Here is a 17,547-nt window from a genome sequence, read left to right on the forward strand (position 1 = left end):
CCTACGGTGTGCTCATGGCAACGCATTTAAATCCACCACAAGAAGCCCCATATATGAAGAATGCGACGTTCTATCTTCTGGACAACGACACACAACAAGATGGCTTAAGCGCCGTTGAGCAACTGGTGTGTGAAATTGCCGCAGAACGTTGGCGGGCTGGCAAGCGCGTGCTGATCGCCTGTGAAAACGAAAAGCAGGCTCTTCGACTGGATGAAGCCCTTTGGGCAAGACCGGCAGAAAGCTTTGTTCCGCATAATCTGGCGGGTGAAGGCCCCAGAGGCGGCGCGCCGGTAGAAATAGCCTGGCCGGAGAAACGCAACAGCAGCCCGCGCGACCTGCTGATCAGTTTGCGCGTTGGCTTTGCAGATTTTGCCACCGCTTTCACAGAAGTGATAGACTTCGTTCCTTACGAAGATTCTTTGAAACAATCGGCACGCGATCGCTACAAAGCTTACCGCGTGGCTGGTTTTAACCTGAATACGGCAACCTGGAAATAATGGAAAAGACATACAACCCACAAGATATCGAACAGCCGCTTTACGAGCACTGGGAAAAGCAGGGCTATTTCAAACCTAACGGCGATGAAAGCAAAGAGTCCTTCTGCATCATGATCCCGCCGCCGAACGTCACCGGCAGTTTGCATATGGGTCATGCTTTCCAGCAAACCATCATGGATACCATGATCCGCTACCAGCGCATGCAGGGCAAAAACACCCTGTGGCAGGCCGGTACCGATCACGCGGGTATCGCCACCCAGATGGTGGTTGAGCGTAAGATTGCCGCTGAAGAAGGTAAAACCCGTCACGACTACGGTCGCGAAGCGTTTATCGACAAAATCTGGCAGTGGAAAGCGGAATCCGGCGGCACCATTACCCGTCAGATGCGCCGTCTCGGCAACTCCGTTGACTGGGAGCGCGAGCGCTTCACCATGGACGAAGGCCTTTCCAATGCCGTGAAAGAAGTTTTCGTTCGCCTGTACAAAGAAGACCTGATTTACCGTGGCAAGCGCCTGGTGAACTGGGACCCGAAACTGCGCACCGCCATCTCTGACCTGGAAGTGGAAAACCGCGAGTCTAAAGGCTCCATGTGGCACATCCGCTATCCGCTGGCCGACGGCGCGAAAACCGCAGACGGTAAAGATTACCTGGTCGTCGCCACCACCCGTCCGGAAACTATTCTGGGCGATACCGGCGTGGCCGTGAACCCGGAAGATCCGCGTTATAAAGATCTGATCGGCAAGTTCGTTATTCTGCCGCTGGTTGACCGCCGTATTCCGATCGTGGGCGATGAACATGCCGATATGGAAAAAGGCACCGGCTGCGTGAAGATCACGCCTGCGCACGACTTTAACGACTACGAAGTCGGGAAACGTCACGGCCTGCCGATGATCAACATTCTGACCTTTGATGGCGACATCCGCGAAACCGCAGAAGTGTACGACACCAAAGGCGAAGAGTCTGACGTTTACTCCAACGCTATCCCGGCTGAATTCCAGAAGCTGGAACGCTTTGCCGCGCGTAAAGCGATCGTCGCAGCCGTTGACGCGCTGGGCCTGCTGGAAGAAATTAAACCGCACGATCTGACCGTACCTTACGGTGACCGTGGCGGCGTAGTTATCGAACCGATGCTGACCGACCAGTGGTACGTCCGTGCCGACGTGCTGGCGAAACCGGCGGTAGAAGCGGTTGAGAACGGCGACATTCAGTTCGTACCAAAACAGTACGAAAACATGTACTTCTCCTGGATGCGTGATATTCAGGACTGGTGCATCTCTCGTCAGCTGTGGTGGGGTCACCGTATCCCGGCATGGTATGACAACGACGGCAACGTCTACGTTGGCCGTACCGAAGACGAAGTGCGTCAGGAAAACAACCTCGGCGCCGACGTTGCGCTTCGTCAGGACGAAGACGTTCTCGATACCTGGTTCTCCTCCGCGCTGTGGACCTTCTCTACCCTCGGCTGGCCGGAAAACACCGACGCGCTGCGTCAGTTCCACCCAACCAGCGTGATGGTTTCCGGCTTCGACATCATCTTCTTCTGGATTGCCCGCATGATCATGATGACCATGCACTTCATCAAAGATGAAAACGGCAAGCCGCAGGTGCCGTTTAAGACCGTCTACATGACCGGTCTTATCCGCGACGACGAAGGCCAGAAGATGTCCAAATCCAAGGGTAACGTGATTGACCCGCTGGATATGGTCGACGGTATCTCGCTGGCGGACCTGCTTGCTAAGCGTACCGGCAACATGATGCAGCCGCAGCTGGCAGAGAAGATTGCCAAACGTACCGAGAAGCAGTTCCCGGACGGCATTGAGCCGCACGGTACCGACGCCCTGCGTTTCACCCTGGCGGCGCTGGCCTCTACCGGTCGCGACATCAACTGGGATATGAAGCGTCTGGAAGGTTACCGTAACTTCTGTAACAAGCTGTGGAACGCCAGCCGCTTCGTGCTGATGAACACCGAAGGAAATGATTGCGGCTTCAACGGCGGCGAAATGACCCTGTCGCTGGCGGACCGCTGGATCCTCGCTGAATTCAACCAGACCGTTAAAGCGTACCGCGAAGCGCTGGATAACTTCCGCTTCGACATCGCCGCGGGCATCCTGTACGAGTTCACCTGGAACCAGTTCTGCGACTGGTATCTGGAACTGACCAAGCCAGTAATGACCGGTGGTTCCGAGTCTGAACTGCGCGGCACCCGCAATACACTGGTTACCGTGCTGGAAGGTCTGCTGCGCCTGGCGCACCCGATTATTCCGTTCATCACCGAGACCATCTGGCAGCGCGTGAAAGTGATTTGCGGCAACACCGCAGATACCATCATGCTGCAGCCGTTCCCGGAATATAACGCTGCACAGGTTGATGAAGCCGCGCTTGCTGATACCGAATGGCTGAAACAGGCGATCGTTGCCGTACGTAACATCCGTGCGGAAATGAACATCGCACCGGGCAAACCGCTGGAGCTGTTGCTGCGCGGTGCGAGCTCCGATGCGGAGCGTCGTGTGAACGACAACCGCAGCTTCCTGCTGAACCTGGCACGTCTGGAAAGCATCACCGTGCTGCCAGCCGATGACAAAGGTCCGGTTTCGGTGACCAAAATCATCGACGGCGCCGAGCTCCTGATCCCGATGGCGGGCCTCATCAACAAAGAAGATGAACTGGCGCGTCTGGCGAAAGAAGTGACGAAAATCGAAGGTGAGATTGCCCGTATCGAAGGCAAGCTTTCCAACGAAGGGTTTGTCGCTCGCGCACCGGAAGCGGTCATCGCTAAAGAGCGTGAGAAGCTGGACGGTTACGCAGAAGCAAAAGCGAAGCTGATTGAGCAGCAGGCGGTCATCGCCGCGCTGTAATCATCGTGCCTGTACGTTTGCCGGATGGCGCTGCGCTTATCCGGCCTACAGCACCGTCAACGTAGGTCGGATAAGCGTAGCGCATCCGACACTACTGACGATTAAAAAGCCTCTGGCGTCCTCGCTCAGAGGCTTTTTATTGAATTATCCTCGCTTGCGCTTCCCCTCACCGCAGTGGTATTAACTGCATATGTTCCACGTTTATGTCATGAGTTCGCTATGAGTGTCATTACCCCTGTTTCTGCGACGCTACGCCGCATTACCGCCGACGATAACGCCGCTATTGCCCACGTCATCCGCGAGGTCTCTGCCGAACACGGCCTGACCGCCGATAAAGGTTACACGGTGGCCGATCCGAATCTGGATGAGCTGTTCCAGGTTTACAGCCAGCCGGGCGCGGCCTACTGGGTGGTTGAGCAGAATGGTCAGGTAGTGGGCGGCGGCGGCGTCGCGCCGTTAGGCTGTAGCGAACCGGACATTTGCGAGCTGCAAAAGATGTACTTTCTGTCGAGCGCACGCGGTCAGGGGCTGGCGAAAAAGCTGGCGCTAATGGCGCTGGATCACGCCCGCGAGCAGGGGTTTAAGCAGTGCTATCTGGAGACCACGGCGTTTCTGACCGAGGCTATCCGCCTGTATGAACATTTAGGCTTTGAGCATATCAGCGAAGCGCTCGGCTGTACCGGGCACGTGGATTGCGAAGTGCGGATGTTAAAGCCCCTCTGACTTCACGCCGAGGGGCCATGTCGGCCTTACTGCATCTCAGTTGAAAGCATCAGGCGAATTACGCCAGCCGCGCGAGCGGTTGGCAGCTTCAGCACCTGTGACCAGAGATCCTGTACTATCTCACAAGCAATCTTCTCTTTGCCGATCGCTTTCGTCGGATCGGCCATGATCTGAATATCATCCCCGTAGCGCTGTACCAGCCCAGGGCTTATTGCTTGCAGATCCTGCAACGCCAGCTGCTTCTCTTCTGCCGTGACCGTATGTTTTTTTGGGCCGTGTGAGGCATACATCATGCTCATATCACTCGCCATACGACGATCCATGATCTCACGCGGAACAAGACGCGCCGGGTTAATCCCACCTTTTACCGCCGGAAACAGAAAGCGGAAGCATTCGTCATCACCTATTTTGGCCACAGCAGCGATCTGCTCAAGGTTAATTTTCATATATTCAATGACGTTGGCATCTGGCGCCTGCTGCAATCTTGCCATTTGTAGCTGAAGAATTTGCGGCTGTATCGCGTCGATGACCTGCTGTTCACTGCTCCCTGCTTTCTTCATCTGCGCTGCCTGGCTGATAATTTTTTGTGTCAGTTCAGGTTCCTGCTCCTTAATGACCTGAAACGCCGGATTAGAGAGCATCGCTTTTTCAAACTGCTGCTCTTCAGTCAGACCATAATCCGGGCTTTCACGGGGGATCAGGTAGTGCACATCAAACAGATTCCACGCGATAATTGCCACTACAAAAATTACCGCGCCGGAAATCTTGCCCAACCAGCCTTTTTTGCGAAACATGCCGACGACGATAGCAATCACCGCCCCGATATAACCTGCCAACAATACGTGTGCCCAGTTCATTAACCATCCTTTTGCCAAATCGTCTCGGTTATGGGGATATATTTCCCCTTCGCGTCTTTTGATTATCACGGCAGCAGCGAGTGATTTCCAGCCACCAGATTTTGCTAACAGAAACAGGAAGGATTAAACCGCGCGGCGATAGGCACCGCGCGTCTCAGAAGGGTGCTAAGCCGGTACGCCGCTGTGAAAACGGAATTCATCGTCGGGAGAGGTAATCAACGCGGCTTCGACTTCGCCAAAGAACCGCACCCGGCTACTGATATCATCAGCCGAAACCTGCTGCGCCAGCGCCAGATAGTCCTGATAGTGCCGCGCTTCGGATCGCAGTAGCGACAGATAAAACGCCTGTAAATCCTCATCCAGGTACGGCGCCAGCGCGGCGAACCGTTCACAGGAACGCGCCTCAATGTAAGCCCCGCAAATCAGTTTATCGATTAGCGTTAGTGGCTCGTGGGTGCGCACCTCTTTGAGCATGCCTTTGGCATAACGGCTGGCGGTAATTTTGACGTAGGGAATGTTGCGGCTCATCATCGCCTCACGCACCTGCCAGAAGTGGTGCAGCTCTTCTTTGATCAGCAAAACCATACTGTCGATAAGCTTGCGTCCCCACGGGTCGTCGGTTTGCGGCATCACGCTTTTGCTTATCTGTTTATTCAGCGCAATAAAATCCGGTTCATCCCCTTCTCTGAAAGCATACGCCTCATAGGGTTTCAGCCAGTCCAGCAGCGCCTGCGATCCCTGTTTATCTGCGACATACTTACGCACCAGCAGCATGGCCGTTTGCGCCGCTTTCAGCTCACAGACGAGATGATCGGTCAGTAACAGTGGAAGATTCGCCGGATCTCGCGCTTTATCAAGCCAGGCCTGAGGCGTTTTACAGTGCAGGAAGTTGTGGATTGGGGAGAGTATTTGCAGGTAATCCATACGTAGTCCTTGGCCTACGGCAGCAAATGCCACCGTAGGTCAGCAGATGACTTAGTGACGCACGCCGTCATCATCTTCGTCGACGAGATCTTCATCGTCGCCGTCTTCACCTTCTTCGCCGTTCGGGTCTTCAAAATAGGTGCCCCAACCGTCGTATTCCACATCATATTTTTCAGCCAGGTTCATCAGTTGCTCAACCTGAGCGTCAATCAACTCGGCATTCAGAGCACATTCGCTCAGGATGTCACAGCAAATAACCGTGTCGCCTTCTTCCACTTCCAGCTCTTCCGGCTCGGTCACTTCATAACCCAGCTTGAAGGCTTCTACAGCCGCTTTTTCCAGGGTTTCAAAGTCATCTGCGGAAAGGTGATGCTCAATGGTGTACAGCGCGTCTGGATCGCTGCCATCTTCGAGTAGCTCTTCAATAATCAAGCGCGTTTCTTCACGCTGTTCTTCCAGTAGTTCCGGGTTTGCCATGGCTCGTTCCTCATAATGTCCTGCCGATACTCTTATTGTCACATACCGCTGACATTGCCTCCACCTTTCCAGGAAAGATTTGTTAAACAAGGTTGCAAATGAATAAACATCCATATAAATTGAATTTTAATTCAATAAATGGCCTAAGCCATGTGAGGGAACCATGTCTACGTTTTATCAGAAACATTTTTTGAAACTGCTTGATTTCACGTCTTCTGAACTCACGTCACTGCTCAAGCTCGCCGCACAGCTGAAGGCGGAGAAGAAAAACGGTACTGAGGTCGCTAAACTCACCGGTAAGAACATCGCGCTCATCTTCGAAAAAGACTCAACCCGTACCCGTTGCTCTTTCGAAGTTGCCGCATACGATCAGGGCGCGCGCGTAACGTATCTCGGATCGAGCGGCAGTCAGATTGGTCATAAAGAGTCGATCAAAGACACCGCCCGCGTGCTCGGTCGTATGTACGACGGTATTCAGTATCGGGGACACGGTCAGGAGATTGTCGAGACGCTGGCGGAATATGCCGGCGTTCCGGTATGGAACGGATTAACCAACGAGTTTCACCCTACCCAGCTGCTGGCCGACTTGCTCACAATGCAGGAACACCTGCCGGGGAAAGCGTTTAATGAGATGACGCTGGTCTACACCGGCGATGCCCGCAACAACATGGGCAATTCCATGCTGGAAGCCGCCGCGTTAACTGGGCTGGATCTGCGTCTGGTCGCGCCGCAGGCCTGCTGGCCGCAAGAAAGCCTGGTCGCGGAGTGCAAAGCGCAAGCGCTGAAAAACGGCGGCAATATTACGCTGACCGAAGATGTCGCCACGGGCGTGAAAGACGCGGACTTTATCTATACCGACGTTTGGGTATCAATGGGTGAAGCGAAAGAGAAGTGGGCCGAACGTATTGCGCTACTGCGTAAGTATCAGGTTAATAGCGCGATGATGGCGTTGAGCGGCAATCCGCAGGTGAAGTTCCTGCACTGCCTGCCCGCGTTTCATGACGATCAAACCACGCTTGGCAAACAAATGGCGCAGGAATATGGTCTGCATGGCGGTATGGAAGTGACCGATGAGGTCTTCGAATCACCCGCCAGCATCGTATTTGATCAGGCGGAAAACCGGATGCACACCATCAAAGCGGTGATGGTGGCGACATTAGTGAAGTGAGAGCATGGATGAAAAGAATGCCGGATGGCGATGCTAAGCATCTTATCCGGCCTACAACCGCGCTCCCGTAGGCCGGGCAAGGCGAAGCCGCCCCCGGCAAATACGCTTATTCCACCCGCATTTTCACTACGGCTTTGCGTACCATCGCTGGGGCACCGACCGCGCACAGCGGTTTATGCACTTCGCCCGGATAGAACACCACGAAATCACCTTCATTCAGCACGACCGTTTTCTCCTGTACCCCTTCCGCCACGAAGGCGATATCTTTGTCAGCCAGCCAGTCAGTTTCCGGCGCGCCTGCAGGCTGGGTGCTGAAAGTCATTCCTTCCTGGCCTTTGAGCAGGATCTGAATATCCAGATAGCGGGCGTGATATTCGGCGCGGCGCTGCGCAAACGGCTCCGTCATATCTTCAGCAATCAGATAAAACAGACGATCGCCGTCGATGTCGTGCTTACCTTTTTCCGTCGCATCCGTCACATGCGCTTTAATGTGTTCAATCGCCTGACGCAGCTCTTCCGGCAGCCAGGCATCCAGGTTGTGAATATTGCCGACAATCATCTCAAACCCCTTAATTAAAACATCGTTTCATTTTAGTTGTTATACGAAAAAACGCTCTGCCATACCACTGCTATTTACCGATATTTTGCGTCAACGCATGTTTATCGCTGATGATGTTAAATAATTGCTAACTCTCAGCAACAGGTTATGCATAAACTTTGCATAACTTTCGGCTACCCTTTTTCAACTCCATCAGTAACCCACTGTTATTGAAAGCTTTATTAGAAAAACCAGCTACCGGTCACAGTTCACCTCTCCTTCGTTATCCTTCTTCATCGTCATATTTATTTTGAAATAAACTTTACCGCAAAAATAATAAAATCATATATTCGCATAATAATTCACCATGCATAAAAAAGTACAAATAAATCAATATATTACTTATATTGCAACACTCTAAAAGTGTACATAAAATTAACACCAATAAATAACAAGACATATTCCCGCGTAGTAATTCAATTATTCGCATTTTTATTTTATTAATTCTCCGAGCCATATCATAAATTAAACATCAAAAGTCAAATACCGACCTGACTGTGAAATAAATCACGTTTCCTCATCAAATAAGATCTAAATATAGATTCTGAAATCAGCTGAAAAATCATGACTGCGATAAATATTATTTGCAGGCATCTCCTCTTTATTTTTTAAAATAGTATTAAAGGAATAATGATGGAAAAGCATTATGTCGGTTCTGAAACCGGTCAATTACGTAGCGTGATGCTACACCGCCCTAACCTCAGCCTAAAAAGGCTGACGCCGTCAAATTGTCAGGAACTGCTTTTTGATGATGTTCTTTCGGTAGAACGTGCAGGAGAAGAGCATGACATATTCGCCAACACGTTGTGTGAACAGGGAATTGAGGTTCTGTTACTCACTGATTTATTGACACAAACCCTGGATATCCCAGATGCCAAAAGCTGGCTACTGGATACACAAATTTCTGATTATCGCCTTGGCCCCGCTTTCGCCACGGATATTCGCGCCTGGCTTGCAGATATGCAGCATCGGGAACTCGCCCGGCATTTAAGCGGTGGGCTAACCTACGGAGAAATTCCTGCCTCAATCAAAAATATGGTGGTCGATACTCACGATATTAATGATTTCATTATGAAGCCATTACCAAACCACTTATTTACCCGCGACACCTCATGCTGGATATATAACGGTGTGTCCATTAACCCAATGGCTAAAACCGCGCGACAAAGAGAAACCAATAACCTAAGGGCGATCTACCGTTGGCACCCCCAATTTGCCGATGGTGAATTTATTAAATATTTCGGCGATGAAAATATTAATTACGACCACGCCACATTAGAAGGTGGAGATGTGCTGGTCATTGGTCGCGGCGCGGTTCTCATCGGTATGTCGGAACGCACAACGCCGCAAGGAATCGAGTTCCTTGCCCAGTCGCTATTCAGCCATCGCCAGGCAGAACGCGTCATTGCGGTCGAACTGCCTAAACATCGCTCCTGCATGCATCTCGATACCGTAATGACCCACATCGATATCGATACCTTCTCCGTCTACCCGGAAGTCGTGCGTCCTGATGTGCAGTGCTGGACCCTGACACCTGACGGGCGCGGCGGCCTGAAAAGGACGCCGGAAAATACGCTGCTCCATGCTCTCGAGAAAGCGCTGGGCCTCGACCAAATTCGGCTGATCACCACCGGAGGTGACGCCTTCGAAGCCGAACGTGAACAGTGGAATGACGCCAACAACGTCCTGACGCTTCGCCCCGGTGTGGTCGTAGGCTACGAGCGCAACATCTGGACCAACGAGAAATACGACAAAGCCGGCATCACCGTTTTACCCATTCCTGGCGACGAACTTGGACGCGGACGCGGCGGCGCACGCTGCATGAGCTGCCCACTGGAACGCGACGGTATTTAAGGAAAAGTCATGGAAAACAAACCTACCCTGGTTGTGGCTCTGGGCGGCAATGCATTACTTAAACGCGGCGAGCCGCTGGAAGCTGACATCCAACGCAAGAATATTGAGCTGGCAGCAAAAACTATCGCTCAACTCACGCAGCAATGGCGCGTGATCCTGGTACACGGCAATGGCCCTCAGGTTGGACTTTTGGCGTTGCAAAACAGCGCGTATGCCAGCGTCACCCCCTATCCGCTCGACATTCTCGGCGCGGAAAGTCAGGGAATGATTGGCTATATGCTGCAACAGGCGCTGAAAAACCAGCTTCCACAGCGTGAAATTAGTGTGCTGCTGACTCAGGTTGAAGTCGATGCTCACGATCCGGCTTTCAGCAATCCCACTAAATATATCGGGCCGATTTACGATGCCCCCCAGGCCAACGCATTGCAGGCGGAAAAAGGCTGGGTTTTCAAAGCTGATGGTCAAGCGTTCCGCCGCGTTGTGCCCTCTCCACAACCCAAACGTATCGTTGAAAGTGACGCTATTCGCACATTGATCGCCCGCGATCATTTGGTTATCTGCAACGGCGGCGGCGGTGTACCGGTGGTGGAAAAAGCCGATGGCTACCACGGTATTGAAGCGGTGATCGACAAAGATCTCTCCGCTGCCCTGCTCGCCAGCCAAATCAACGCCGATGCGCTGCTGATCCTGACTGACGCTGATGCCGTGTACCTCGACTGGGGCAAACCTACTCAGCGCCCGCTGACCCAGGTTACGCCGGAACTACTCGGTGAAATGCAATTCGACGCCGGTTCAATGGGCCCCAAAGTCACCGCCTGCGCGGAATTTGTCTCTCTCTGTCACGGAATAGCAGGCATCGGCTCATTGGCCGACGGTTCGGCCATCCTCGCCGGAGACAAAGGCACGCTCATTCGGCTCGAAACCACCGACGCTAACGCTTAGGGCTTTTTTGCCGGACGGCGCCTGCGCCATATCCGGCCTACATAAGGACATTTTCATGACTGTTAACCTGAAGAATCGCAATTTTCTCAAACTGCTGGATTACACCCCGACGGAAATCCAGTACCTGATCGATCTGGCTATCGAGTTAAAAACGGCAAAAAAGGCCGGGCGCGAAAGACAGACGCTGGTGGGTAAAAATATCGCGCTGATCTTCGAAAAAACCTCAACCCGCACCCGCTGCGCCTTTGAAGTCGGCGCTTTCGATCAGGGCGCACAGGTGACCTATCTCGGTCCAAGCGGATCGCAGATCGGTCACAAAGAATCGATGAAAGATACCGCCCGCGTGCTAGGCCGCATGTACGACGGCATTGAGTACCGCGGATACGGTCAGGACATTGTCGAGGAACTGGGGCAATTTGCCGGGGTTCCGGTATGGAATGGACTGACTAATGAATTTCACCCTACGCAGATCCTCGCGGATCTGATGACCATGCTGGAACACGCGCCGGGCAAAACCTTACCTGAACTGAGCTTCGCCTACCTCGGTGACGCCCGCAATAACATGGGTAATTCGCTGATGGTAGGCGCGGCGAAAATGGGGATGGACATCCGCCTCGTCGCCCCTAAATCCTTCTGGCCGGATGAAAAACTGGTTGCCGAATGCCGTGAAATCGCCGGCGTGACGGGCGCGCGCATTACGCTCACAGAGGATGTCGAGGAAGGCGTATACGACGTCGATTTCCTCTACACCGATGTCTGGGTCTCTATGGGCGAACCCAAAGAAGCCTGGGCAGAACGCGTAAGTCTGATGACGCCCTATCAGATTAACCAACGGGTCATCAACGCAACCGGTAACCCCAATGTGAAATTTATGCACTGTCTGCCCGCCTTCCATAACGAGCACACAAAAGTTGGACGTGAAATTGAAATGGCCTACGGCCTGAAAGGGCTTGAAGTCACGGAAGAGGTTTTTGAATCAGCGCATTCAATCGTCTTCGACGAAGCAGAGAACCGGATGCATACCATTAAAGCGGTAATGGTAGCGACCCTCGGCGACTAACCCCAGCGGGCATATGTCGCCTGACGGCATATGCCCAAGCTATCCGGAGAACATCATGGGCAAATTCAAATTTCCCAGTGCATATACCATCCTGTTTATTCTCATTGCGCTCGTCGCGGTTATGACCTGGATAGTCCCGGCAGGGAAATACCAGATGGCGATGAATGCGACCCTGGGTAAAGAAGTGCCGGTTGCCGGGACTTATGCCCCCACAGAAGCGCACCCGCAAGGTTTTACCGCTGTACTGCTGGCCCCGATTGACGGTCTTTACAACCACGAAACCTATACCGCAGGCGCAATTGATGTGGCGTTGTTTGTCCTGATTATTGGTGGGTTTCTCGGCGTAGTAAATAAAACAGGCGCCATCGACGCAGGTATCGAGCGCGTGACGGTCAGGTTGAACGGTAAAGAGGAGTGGATGATCCCCATTCTGATGGGACTTTTCGCCGCCGGAGGTACGATTTACGGGATGGCGGAGGAATCACTCCCATTCTACACATTGCTGGTTCCGGTAATGATGGCCGCACGCTTTGATCCGTTGGTTGCCGCCGCTACCGTTCTGCTCGGCGCAGGCATTGGCACACTCGGCTCGACAATCAACCCTTTCGCAACGGTTATCGCGGCTAACGCCGCCGGGATCCCCTTCACCCAGGGAATGCTGATGCGCATTCTGCTGCTGGTCGTCGGCTATGTTATCTGCGTGGTGTGGGTCATGCGCTATGCACGGAAAGTTCGCAGCCATCCTGAACTCTCCATCGTGGCAGATAAAATGGAGGAAAACCGCGTCCATTTTCTCGGTAGTCGCGCCAATACCAATCTTGAATTCACAACAACGCGTAAATGGATCCTGCTGATTTTCGCCGCTGCCTTTGCGGTTATGATCTATGGGGTGGCGGTGCTCGGTTGGTGGATGGCAGAAATTTCCGGGGTTTTTCTGGCATCTGCGATTATCGTCGGCGTCATCGCCCGTATGAGTGAGGAGGAATTTACTGGCACATTCATTGACGGGGCACGTGACCTGCTTGGCGTCGCGCTAATTATCGGTATTGCACGTGGCATCGTAGTGGTGATGGATAACGGCATGATCACCCATACTATCCTGCACAGTGCGGAAAATGTCGTCTCCGGACTTTCCACCACCATTTTCATCAATGTGACCTACTGGCTGGAAGTTTTGCTCTCCTTCCTGGTCCCTTCCTCTTCGGGTCTGGCGGTCCTCACCATGCCCATTATGGCCCCGCTGGCCGACTTCGCGCATGTCCCCAGGGATCTGGTCGTCACCGCGTATCAATCCGCTTCCGGCATTGTGAATCTGATTACGCCCACCTCAGCAGTTGTGATGGGCGGGCTGGCCATCGCCCGCGTTCCTTACGTGCGATACCTGAAATGGGTCGCCCCGCTCCTGCTCATTTTGACGTTACTGAACATGGCCGTTCTGAGTATCGGCGCGATGTTGTAGTCCTTTTAGCCGTCGGATCCCGACGGCTTTTTTGAGCGCACTCTCGTTTTTCTGCACAACCGCCCGTTTGAGCCGTTATTGATACTGCAAATGTGGTGAATTTCGCCATCACATTGATACAAATGATAAATTTAGGGTGTATTTATGAAGGAATTCGATGATTACTCGACCAAAGAGCAGAAACAACTGGCGATTTGTCAGCGCCTGATTACTGAAAAAAGCTACCTGTCCCAGGAAGCGCTTCGCCGCGATCTCCAACAGCATGGTTTTACCGGAATTAGCCAGTCAACGGTATCCCGTCTGCTGAAACTGCTCGGGGCTATAAAAATAAGAAATACAAAAGGGCAAAAAATTTATTCTGTAAATCCGCAATCACGACCCGCTCCCGATGCTGCCCGATCGGTTGCTGAAATGGTGGTCAGCGTGGAACATAATAGCGAGTTTATCCTCATTCACACGGCAGCAGGTTATGGCCGTGCCGTTGCCAGAATCCTCGATTACCACGCGTTACCAGAGATTCTGGGGGTCATCGCTGGCAGCAGTATTGTCTGGGTTGCGCCGCGAGTAGTGCAGCGCACGGGGCTAGTGCACAAACAGATTAACTATCTATTTAAAATGAATTAAAATTCATAAGAACCGTTTGCGGTGAATAAATTGTGCATTTTCCGCTTGATCCCATAACGGAGCTGAGTATAATCGCGGACAATTTGCCGGGAGGATGTATGGTTCAGTGTGTACGACATTTTGTCTTACCGCGTCTGAAAAAGGACGCTGGCCTGCCGTTTTTCTTTCCGTTGATCACCCATTCCGAGCCCCTCAATTGAGGGGCTTTTTTTTTGCCCAGGCGTCAGGAGATAAACATGGCTAACCCGCTCTATCAAAAACACATCATTTCCATAAACGACCTCAGCCGCGACGACCTCAATCTGGTCCTCGCGACGGCGGCGAAATTAAAAGCTAACCCGCAGCCGGAGCTGTTAAAGCATAAGGTGATCGCCAGCTGCTTCTTTGAGGCGTCAACCCGTACCCGTTTATCCTTTGAAACCTCCATGCACCGCCTGGGCGCCAGCGTGGTGGGTTTTTCTGACAGCAGCAACACGTCGCTGGGCAAAAAAGGCGAAACCCTGGCCGATACCATTTCCGTCATCAGCACCTATGTCGACGCTATCGTCATGCGTCATCCGCAGGAAGGCGCCGCACGTCTGGCAACGGAGTTCTCCGGCAACGTTCCGGTACTGAACGCTGGCGACGGCTCCAACCAGCATCCCACCCAAACGCTGCTGGACCTGTTTACCATTCAGGAAACTCAGGGTCGCCTGGACAATCTGCAAATCGCCATGGTGGGTGACCTGAAATATGGCCGTACCGTCCACTCCCTGACCCAGGCGCTGGCGAAGTTCGAAGGTAACCGCTTCTACTTCATCGCCCCGGACGCGCTGGCCATGCCGCAATACATTCTGGATATGCTGAACGAAAAAGGTATCGCCTGGAGCCTGCACGGCACTATCGAAGAGGTGATGGCGGAGGTCGATATCCTCTACATGACCCGCGTACAGAAAGAGCGTCTGGACCCGTCCGAATACGCCAACGTGAAAGCACAGTTTGTCCTGCGCGCCAGCGATTTGAACGGCGCCAGAGCGAACATGAAGGTGCTGCATCCACTGCCGCGCATCGATGAAATCACCACCGACGTCGATAAGACGCCGCACGCCTGGTATTTCCAGCAGGCTGGCAACGGCATCTTCGCCCGCCAGGCGTTACTGGCACTGGTACTGAATAGCGAACTGGCACTGTAAGGGAGAAAAAGAGATGACACACGATAACAAACTGCAGGTTGAAGCCATCAAACGTGGCACCGTGATTGACCATATTCCCGCGCAGGTTGGTTTTAAGCTGCTGACGCTGTTCAAACTGACGGAAACCGACCAACGCATCACCATCGGCCTGAACCTGCCGTCTGGCGAGATGGGCCGTAAAGATCTGATAAAGATTGAAAATACGTTCCTGACCGACGAGCAGGTAAACCAGCTCTCCCTGTATGCCCCGCAGGCAACGGTAAACCGCATTGACGATTATGATGTCGTGGGTAAATCACGCCCGAGCCTGCCTGATCGTATCGACAACGTGCTGGTTTGCCCGAACAGCAACTGCATCAGCCATGCTGAACCAGTATCTTCCAGTTTTGCAGTGAAAAAGCGCGCTGATGACATCGCACTCAAATGCAAATACTGTGAAAAAGAGTTTTCGCATTATGTGGTGCTGGCCAACTAATTGGGGTTGGTTATGAAATGTGGCCTCTCTATAATGGCCGGGAACATTCTACTACCGCTGTAATTCAGGAGAAATCATGAGCAAGACTATCGCGACGGAAAATGCACCAGCAGCAATCGGCCCATACGTTCAGGGCGTTGACCTGGGTAGCATGGTAATCACTTCCGGTCAGATCCCGGTCGATCCGAAGACCGGTGCCGTAGCGGAAGACGTGTCCGCTCAGGCACGTCAGTCGCTGGAAAACGTAAAAGCTATCGTTGAAGCAGCAGGCCTGAAAGTGGGCGACATCGTAAAAACGACCGTTTTCGTTAAAGACCTGAACGATTTCGCAACCGTAAACGCGACCTACGAAGCATTCTTCACCGAGCACAACGCGACTTTCCCTGCGCGTTCTTGCGTAGAAGTTGCCCGTCTGCCGAAAGACGTGAAAATCGAGATTGAAGCGATCGCCGTTCGTCGCTAAGTCTCCTTGCGCCGGATGGCGGCTTCGCCTCGTCCGGCCAACGCACGGGTAGTTTACAGGCCCGGTAAGCGCGAGCGCCACCGGGCATTTATCACATCACACCAAACAGTTTCGGCAGGAACAGCGAAATCGCCGGAATGTACGTCACGAGCATCAGCACCAGGAATAGCACAAGGTAGAATGGCAACATCGCCTTTACCACCTGCTCTATTTTCTGCTTACTCACCGCACTGGCCACAAACAGCACCGACCCTACCGGCGGCGTAATCAGGCCGATCCCTAAGTTCACCAGCATGATCATGCCAAAATGGACCGGATCAATACCGAGCGCGTTGGTCACCGGCAGCAGAACCGGCGTCAAAATCAGAATCAGCGGCGCCATATCCATCAGCGTACCGATCAGCAGCAGCATGATGTTAATGCACATCAGAATGACGTATTTGTTGTCCGAGATGCTGGTGAAGGCTTCAGTGATACGCATCGGCAACTGCATATAGGTCATGACGGCACCGAACGCAGCGGCAAAGCCTATCAGGATCATGACGATCGTGACCGTTTTCACCGTGCGGAACATCAGCTTCGGCAGCTCAGACCATTTATAGTCACGATAGATAAACATGGTGACAAAGAAGGCCCACAGGCAAGCAATTGCCGCAGACTCCGTTGCGGTAAAGATACCAGACAGGATGCCGCCCATGATGATCACAACCGTCATCAATCCCCACAGCGTATCGACGAAAATCTTCAGCGCCTGGCGAAACGGTACGCGTTCCCCTTTTGGATAACCGCGTTTGTGCGCGAAAGCCACGCACATGACCATCAGGCTGAAGCTTAACAGCAGGCCCGGCAGGATCCCGGCGATGAACAGCGCGGCAATCGACACCGTCCCCCCCGTTGCCAGCGAGTAGATAACTGAGTTATGACTGGGCGGTGTGAGGATCGCCTGTACCGAGCCGCTGGCAGTGACCGCCGCGGCAAAGTCGCGCGGATAGCCTTTTTTATCCATCTCTGGGATCATTACCGAACCGATGGACGCGGTATCGGCCACGGACGATCCGGAAATGGCGCCAAAAAAGGTCGATGCCACAATGTTTACCAGCGACAGCCCACCGCGAATAAAGCCAACGAAAATATAGGCAAAGTTCACCAGTCGCCGCGCAATTCCTCCTTCGGCCATAATAGCCCCGGCCAGAATAAAGAATGGGATCGCCAGCAGCGAAAACTTATTCACCCCGCTGGTCAGTTGGATCATTACCGCTTCCAGCGGAATATCTATATACCAGGCCCCAATGATGGCGCTAATGCCAACCGCGTACGCTACCGGTACCCCAATCGCCAGCATAATGCCGAGCGTAAAGACGAGAATAAATGCATCCATCTGCTTTCCTTTCTGAAATGG

The 17,547-nt window shown here is 53.0% G+C and carries 20 protein-coding genes; 14 read left to right on the forward strand and 6 right to left on the reverse strand.

From position 1 onward, the window contains the following. The first annotated feature begins 53 nt into the window (after window positions 1–53). From holC to OGV77_RS11290, 3 genes are all read left to right on the forward strand, one after another. On the forward strand, window positions 54–497 hold the full coding sequence (gene holC / locus OGV77_RS11280) for a DNA polymerase III subunit chi (protein WP_003025862.1): 444 nt from the start codon (window positions 54–56) through the stop codon (window positions 495–497). Then, window positions 497–3,352, forward strand: a complete 2,856-nt coding sequence (locus OGV77_RS11285) for a valine--tRNA ligase (protein WP_087051780.1) — start codon at window positions 497–499, stop codon at window positions 3,350–3,352. The genes holC and OGV77_RS11285 overlap by 1 nt, the downstream gene beginning before the upstream one ends. 219 nt (window positions 3,353–3,571) lie before the next feature. Next, window positions 3,572–4,075, forward strand: coding sequence for a GNAT family N-acetyltransferase (locus OGV77_RS11290; protein WP_075145277.1), 504 nt, complete (start codon window positions 3,572–3,574; stop codon window positions 4,073–4,075). 26 nt (window positions 4,076–4,101) lie between these two features. Here the strand turns inward: OGV77_RS11290 and OGV77_RS11295 are convergent, their stop codons facing one another. The 3 genes from OGV77_RS11295 to rraB form a co-directional block, all read right to left on the reverse strand. Further along, a complete protein-coding gene (locus OGV77_RS11295) occupies window positions 4,102–4,932 on the reverse strand; it encodes a topoisomerase II (protein WP_075145278.1) in 831 nt (276 codons plus the stop codon). A gap of 165 nt (window positions 4,933–5,097) precedes the next feature. Beyond that, the gene (gene miaE / locus OGV77_RS11300; RefSeq protein ID WP_047406563.1) at window positions 5,098–5,856 is read right to left on the reverse strand and encodes a tRNA isopentenyl-2-thiomethyl-A-37 hydroxylase MiaE; all 759 of its coding nucleotides are present in this window, start codon (window positions 5,854–5,856) and stop codon (window positions 5,098–5,100) included. A 51-nt stretch (window positions 5,857–5,907) separates the two neighbouring features. Beyond that, window positions 5,908–6,333, reverse strand: coding sequence for a ribonuclease E inhibitor RraB (rraB, locus tag OGV77_RS11305; protein WP_003025845.1), 426 nt, complete (start codon window positions 6,331–6,333; stop codon window positions 5,908–5,910). A gap of 98 nt (window positions 6,334–6,431) precedes the next feature. Here rraB and argL point away from each other — a divergent pair, with 98 nt between their 5' ends. Together argL and argF (OGV77_RS11310) are read left to right on the forward strand one after the other, a co-directional pair. Further along, window positions 6,432–6,527: a putative translational regulatory protein ArgL gene (gene argL, locus OGV77_RS24845; protein WP_370867251.1), complete on the forward strand. Its 96-nt coding sequence runs from the start codon at window positions 6,432–6,434 to the stop codon at window positions 6,525–6,527. Next, window positions 6,497–7,501, forward strand: coding sequence for an ornithine carbamoyltransferase (gene argF, locus OGV77_RS11310; protein WP_043018248.1), 1,005 nt, complete (start codon window positions 6,497–6,499; stop codon window positions 7,499–7,501). Before argL ends, argF (OGV77_RS11310) begins: the two co-directional genes overlap by 31 nt. Before the next feature lie 106 nt (window positions 7,502–7,607). Here argF (OGV77_RS11310) and OGV77_RS11315 read toward each other — a convergent pair whose 3' ends face one another. Then, window positions 7,608–8,060, reverse strand: coding sequence for a YhcH/YjgK/YiaL family protein (locus OGV77_RS11315; RefSeq protein WP_043018247.1), 453 nt, complete (start codon window positions 8,058–8,060; stop codon window positions 7,608–7,610). 672 nt (window positions 8,061–8,732) lie between these two features. Here OGV77_RS11315 and arcA point away from each other — a divergent pair. The 5 genes from arcA to OGV77_RS11340 all read left to right on the forward strand — a co-directional run bounded on the left by arcA (window position 8,733) and on the right by OGV77_RS11340 (window position 14,038). Next, window positions 8,733–9,953 carry an arginine deiminase gene (gene arcA, locus OGV77_RS11320; RefSeq protein WP_087051779.1) on the forward strand — a complete coding sequence of 407 codons (1,221 nt, stop codon included), beginning with the start codon at window positions 8,733–8,735 and terminating at the stop codon, window positions 9,951–9,953. A gap of 9 nt (window positions 9,954–9,962) precedes the next feature. After that, window positions 9,963–10,895, forward strand: a complete 933-nt coding sequence (gene arcC / locus OGV77_RS11325; RefSeq protein WP_043018245.1) for a carbamate kinase — start codon at window positions 9,963–9,965, stop codon at window positions 10,893–10,895. A gap of 55 nt (window positions 10,896–10,950) precedes the next feature. Continuing rightward, the gene (argF, locus tag OGV77_RS11330) at window positions 10,951–11,955 is read left to right on the forward strand and encodes an ornithine carbamoyltransferase (RefSeq protein WP_047406573.1); all 1,005 of its coding nucleotides are present in this window, start codon (window positions 10,951–10,953) and stop codon (window positions 11,953–11,955) included. A 55-nt stretch (window positions 11,956–12,010) separates the two neighbouring features. Continuing rightward, window positions 12,011–13,414 (forward strand): YfcC family protein, encoded by a 1,404-nt coding sequence (locus tag OGV77_RS11335; RefSeq protein ID WP_043018243.1) that lies wholly within the window; start codon window positions 12,011–12,013, stop codon window positions 13,412–13,414. Between the two features lie 144 nt (window positions 13,415–13,558). Continuing rightward, entirely contained in the window at window positions 13,559–14,038 is a 480-nt protein-coding gene (locus tag OGV77_RS11340; RefSeq protein ID WP_087051778.1) for an arginine repressor, read from the forward strand. Here OGV77_RS11340 and OGV77_RS11345 read toward each other — a convergent pair. After that, window positions 14,035–14,157, reverse strand: coding sequence for a hypothetical protein (locus tag OGV77_RS11345; RefSeq protein ID WP_085951582.1), 123 nt, complete (start codon window positions 14,155–14,157; stop codon window positions 14,035–14,037). The two genes, OGV77_RS11340 and OGV77_RS11345, sit on opposite strands and share 4 nt — an antisense overlap. Between OGV77_RS11345 and pyrL the strand changes: the two genes are divergently transcribed. The 4 genes from pyrL (at window position 14,137) to ridA (ending at window position 16,148) form a co-directional block, all read left to right on the forward strand. Beyond that, on the forward strand, window positions 14,137–14,238 hold the full coding sequence (gene pyrL / locus OGV77_RS11350) for a pyr operon leader peptide (RefSeq protein ID WP_003025819.1): 102 nt from the start codon (window positions 14,137–14,139) through the stop codon (window positions 14,236–14,238). The two genes, OGV77_RS11345 and pyrL, sit on opposite strands and share 21 nt — an antisense overlap. A gap of 36 nt (window positions 14,239–14,274) precedes the next feature. Next, entirely contained in the window at window positions 14,275–15,210 is a 936-nt protein-coding gene (pyrB, locus tag OGV77_RS11355) for an aspartate carbamoyltransferase (RefSeq protein ID WP_016151493.1), read from the forward strand. 13 nt (window positions 15,211–15,223) lie between these two features. Then, window positions 15,224–15,685: an aspartate carbamoyltransferase regulatory subunit gene (pyrI, locus tag OGV77_RS11360; protein WP_043018241.1), complete on the forward strand. Its 462-nt coding sequence runs from the start codon at window positions 15,224–15,226 to the stop codon at window positions 15,683–15,685. A 76-nt stretch (window positions 15,686–15,761) separates the two neighbouring features. Further along, entirely contained in the window at window positions 15,762–16,148 is a 387-nt protein-coding gene (gene ridA / locus OGV77_RS11365) for a 2-iminobutanoate/2-iminopropanoate deaminase (RefSeq protein ID WP_000047544.1), read from the forward strand. A gap of 91 nt (window positions 16,149–16,239) precedes the next feature. Here ridA and OGV77_RS11370 read toward each other — a convergent pair whose 3' ends face one another. Next, window positions 16,240–17,526, reverse strand: coding sequence for a TRAP transporter large permease (locus tag OGV77_RS11370; protein WP_003839607.1), 1,287 nt, complete (start codon window positions 17,524–17,526; stop codon window positions 16,240–16,242). Window positions 17,527–17,547 lie beyond the last annotated feature (21 nt).

The sequence above is a fragment of the Citrobacter sp. Ce129 genome (genome assembly GCF_030334545.1).
In the GTDB taxonomy this organism is placed as follows: Bacteria; Pseudomonadota; Gammaproteobacteria; order Enterobacterales; family Enterobacteriaceae; genus Citrobacter; species Citrobacter europaeus.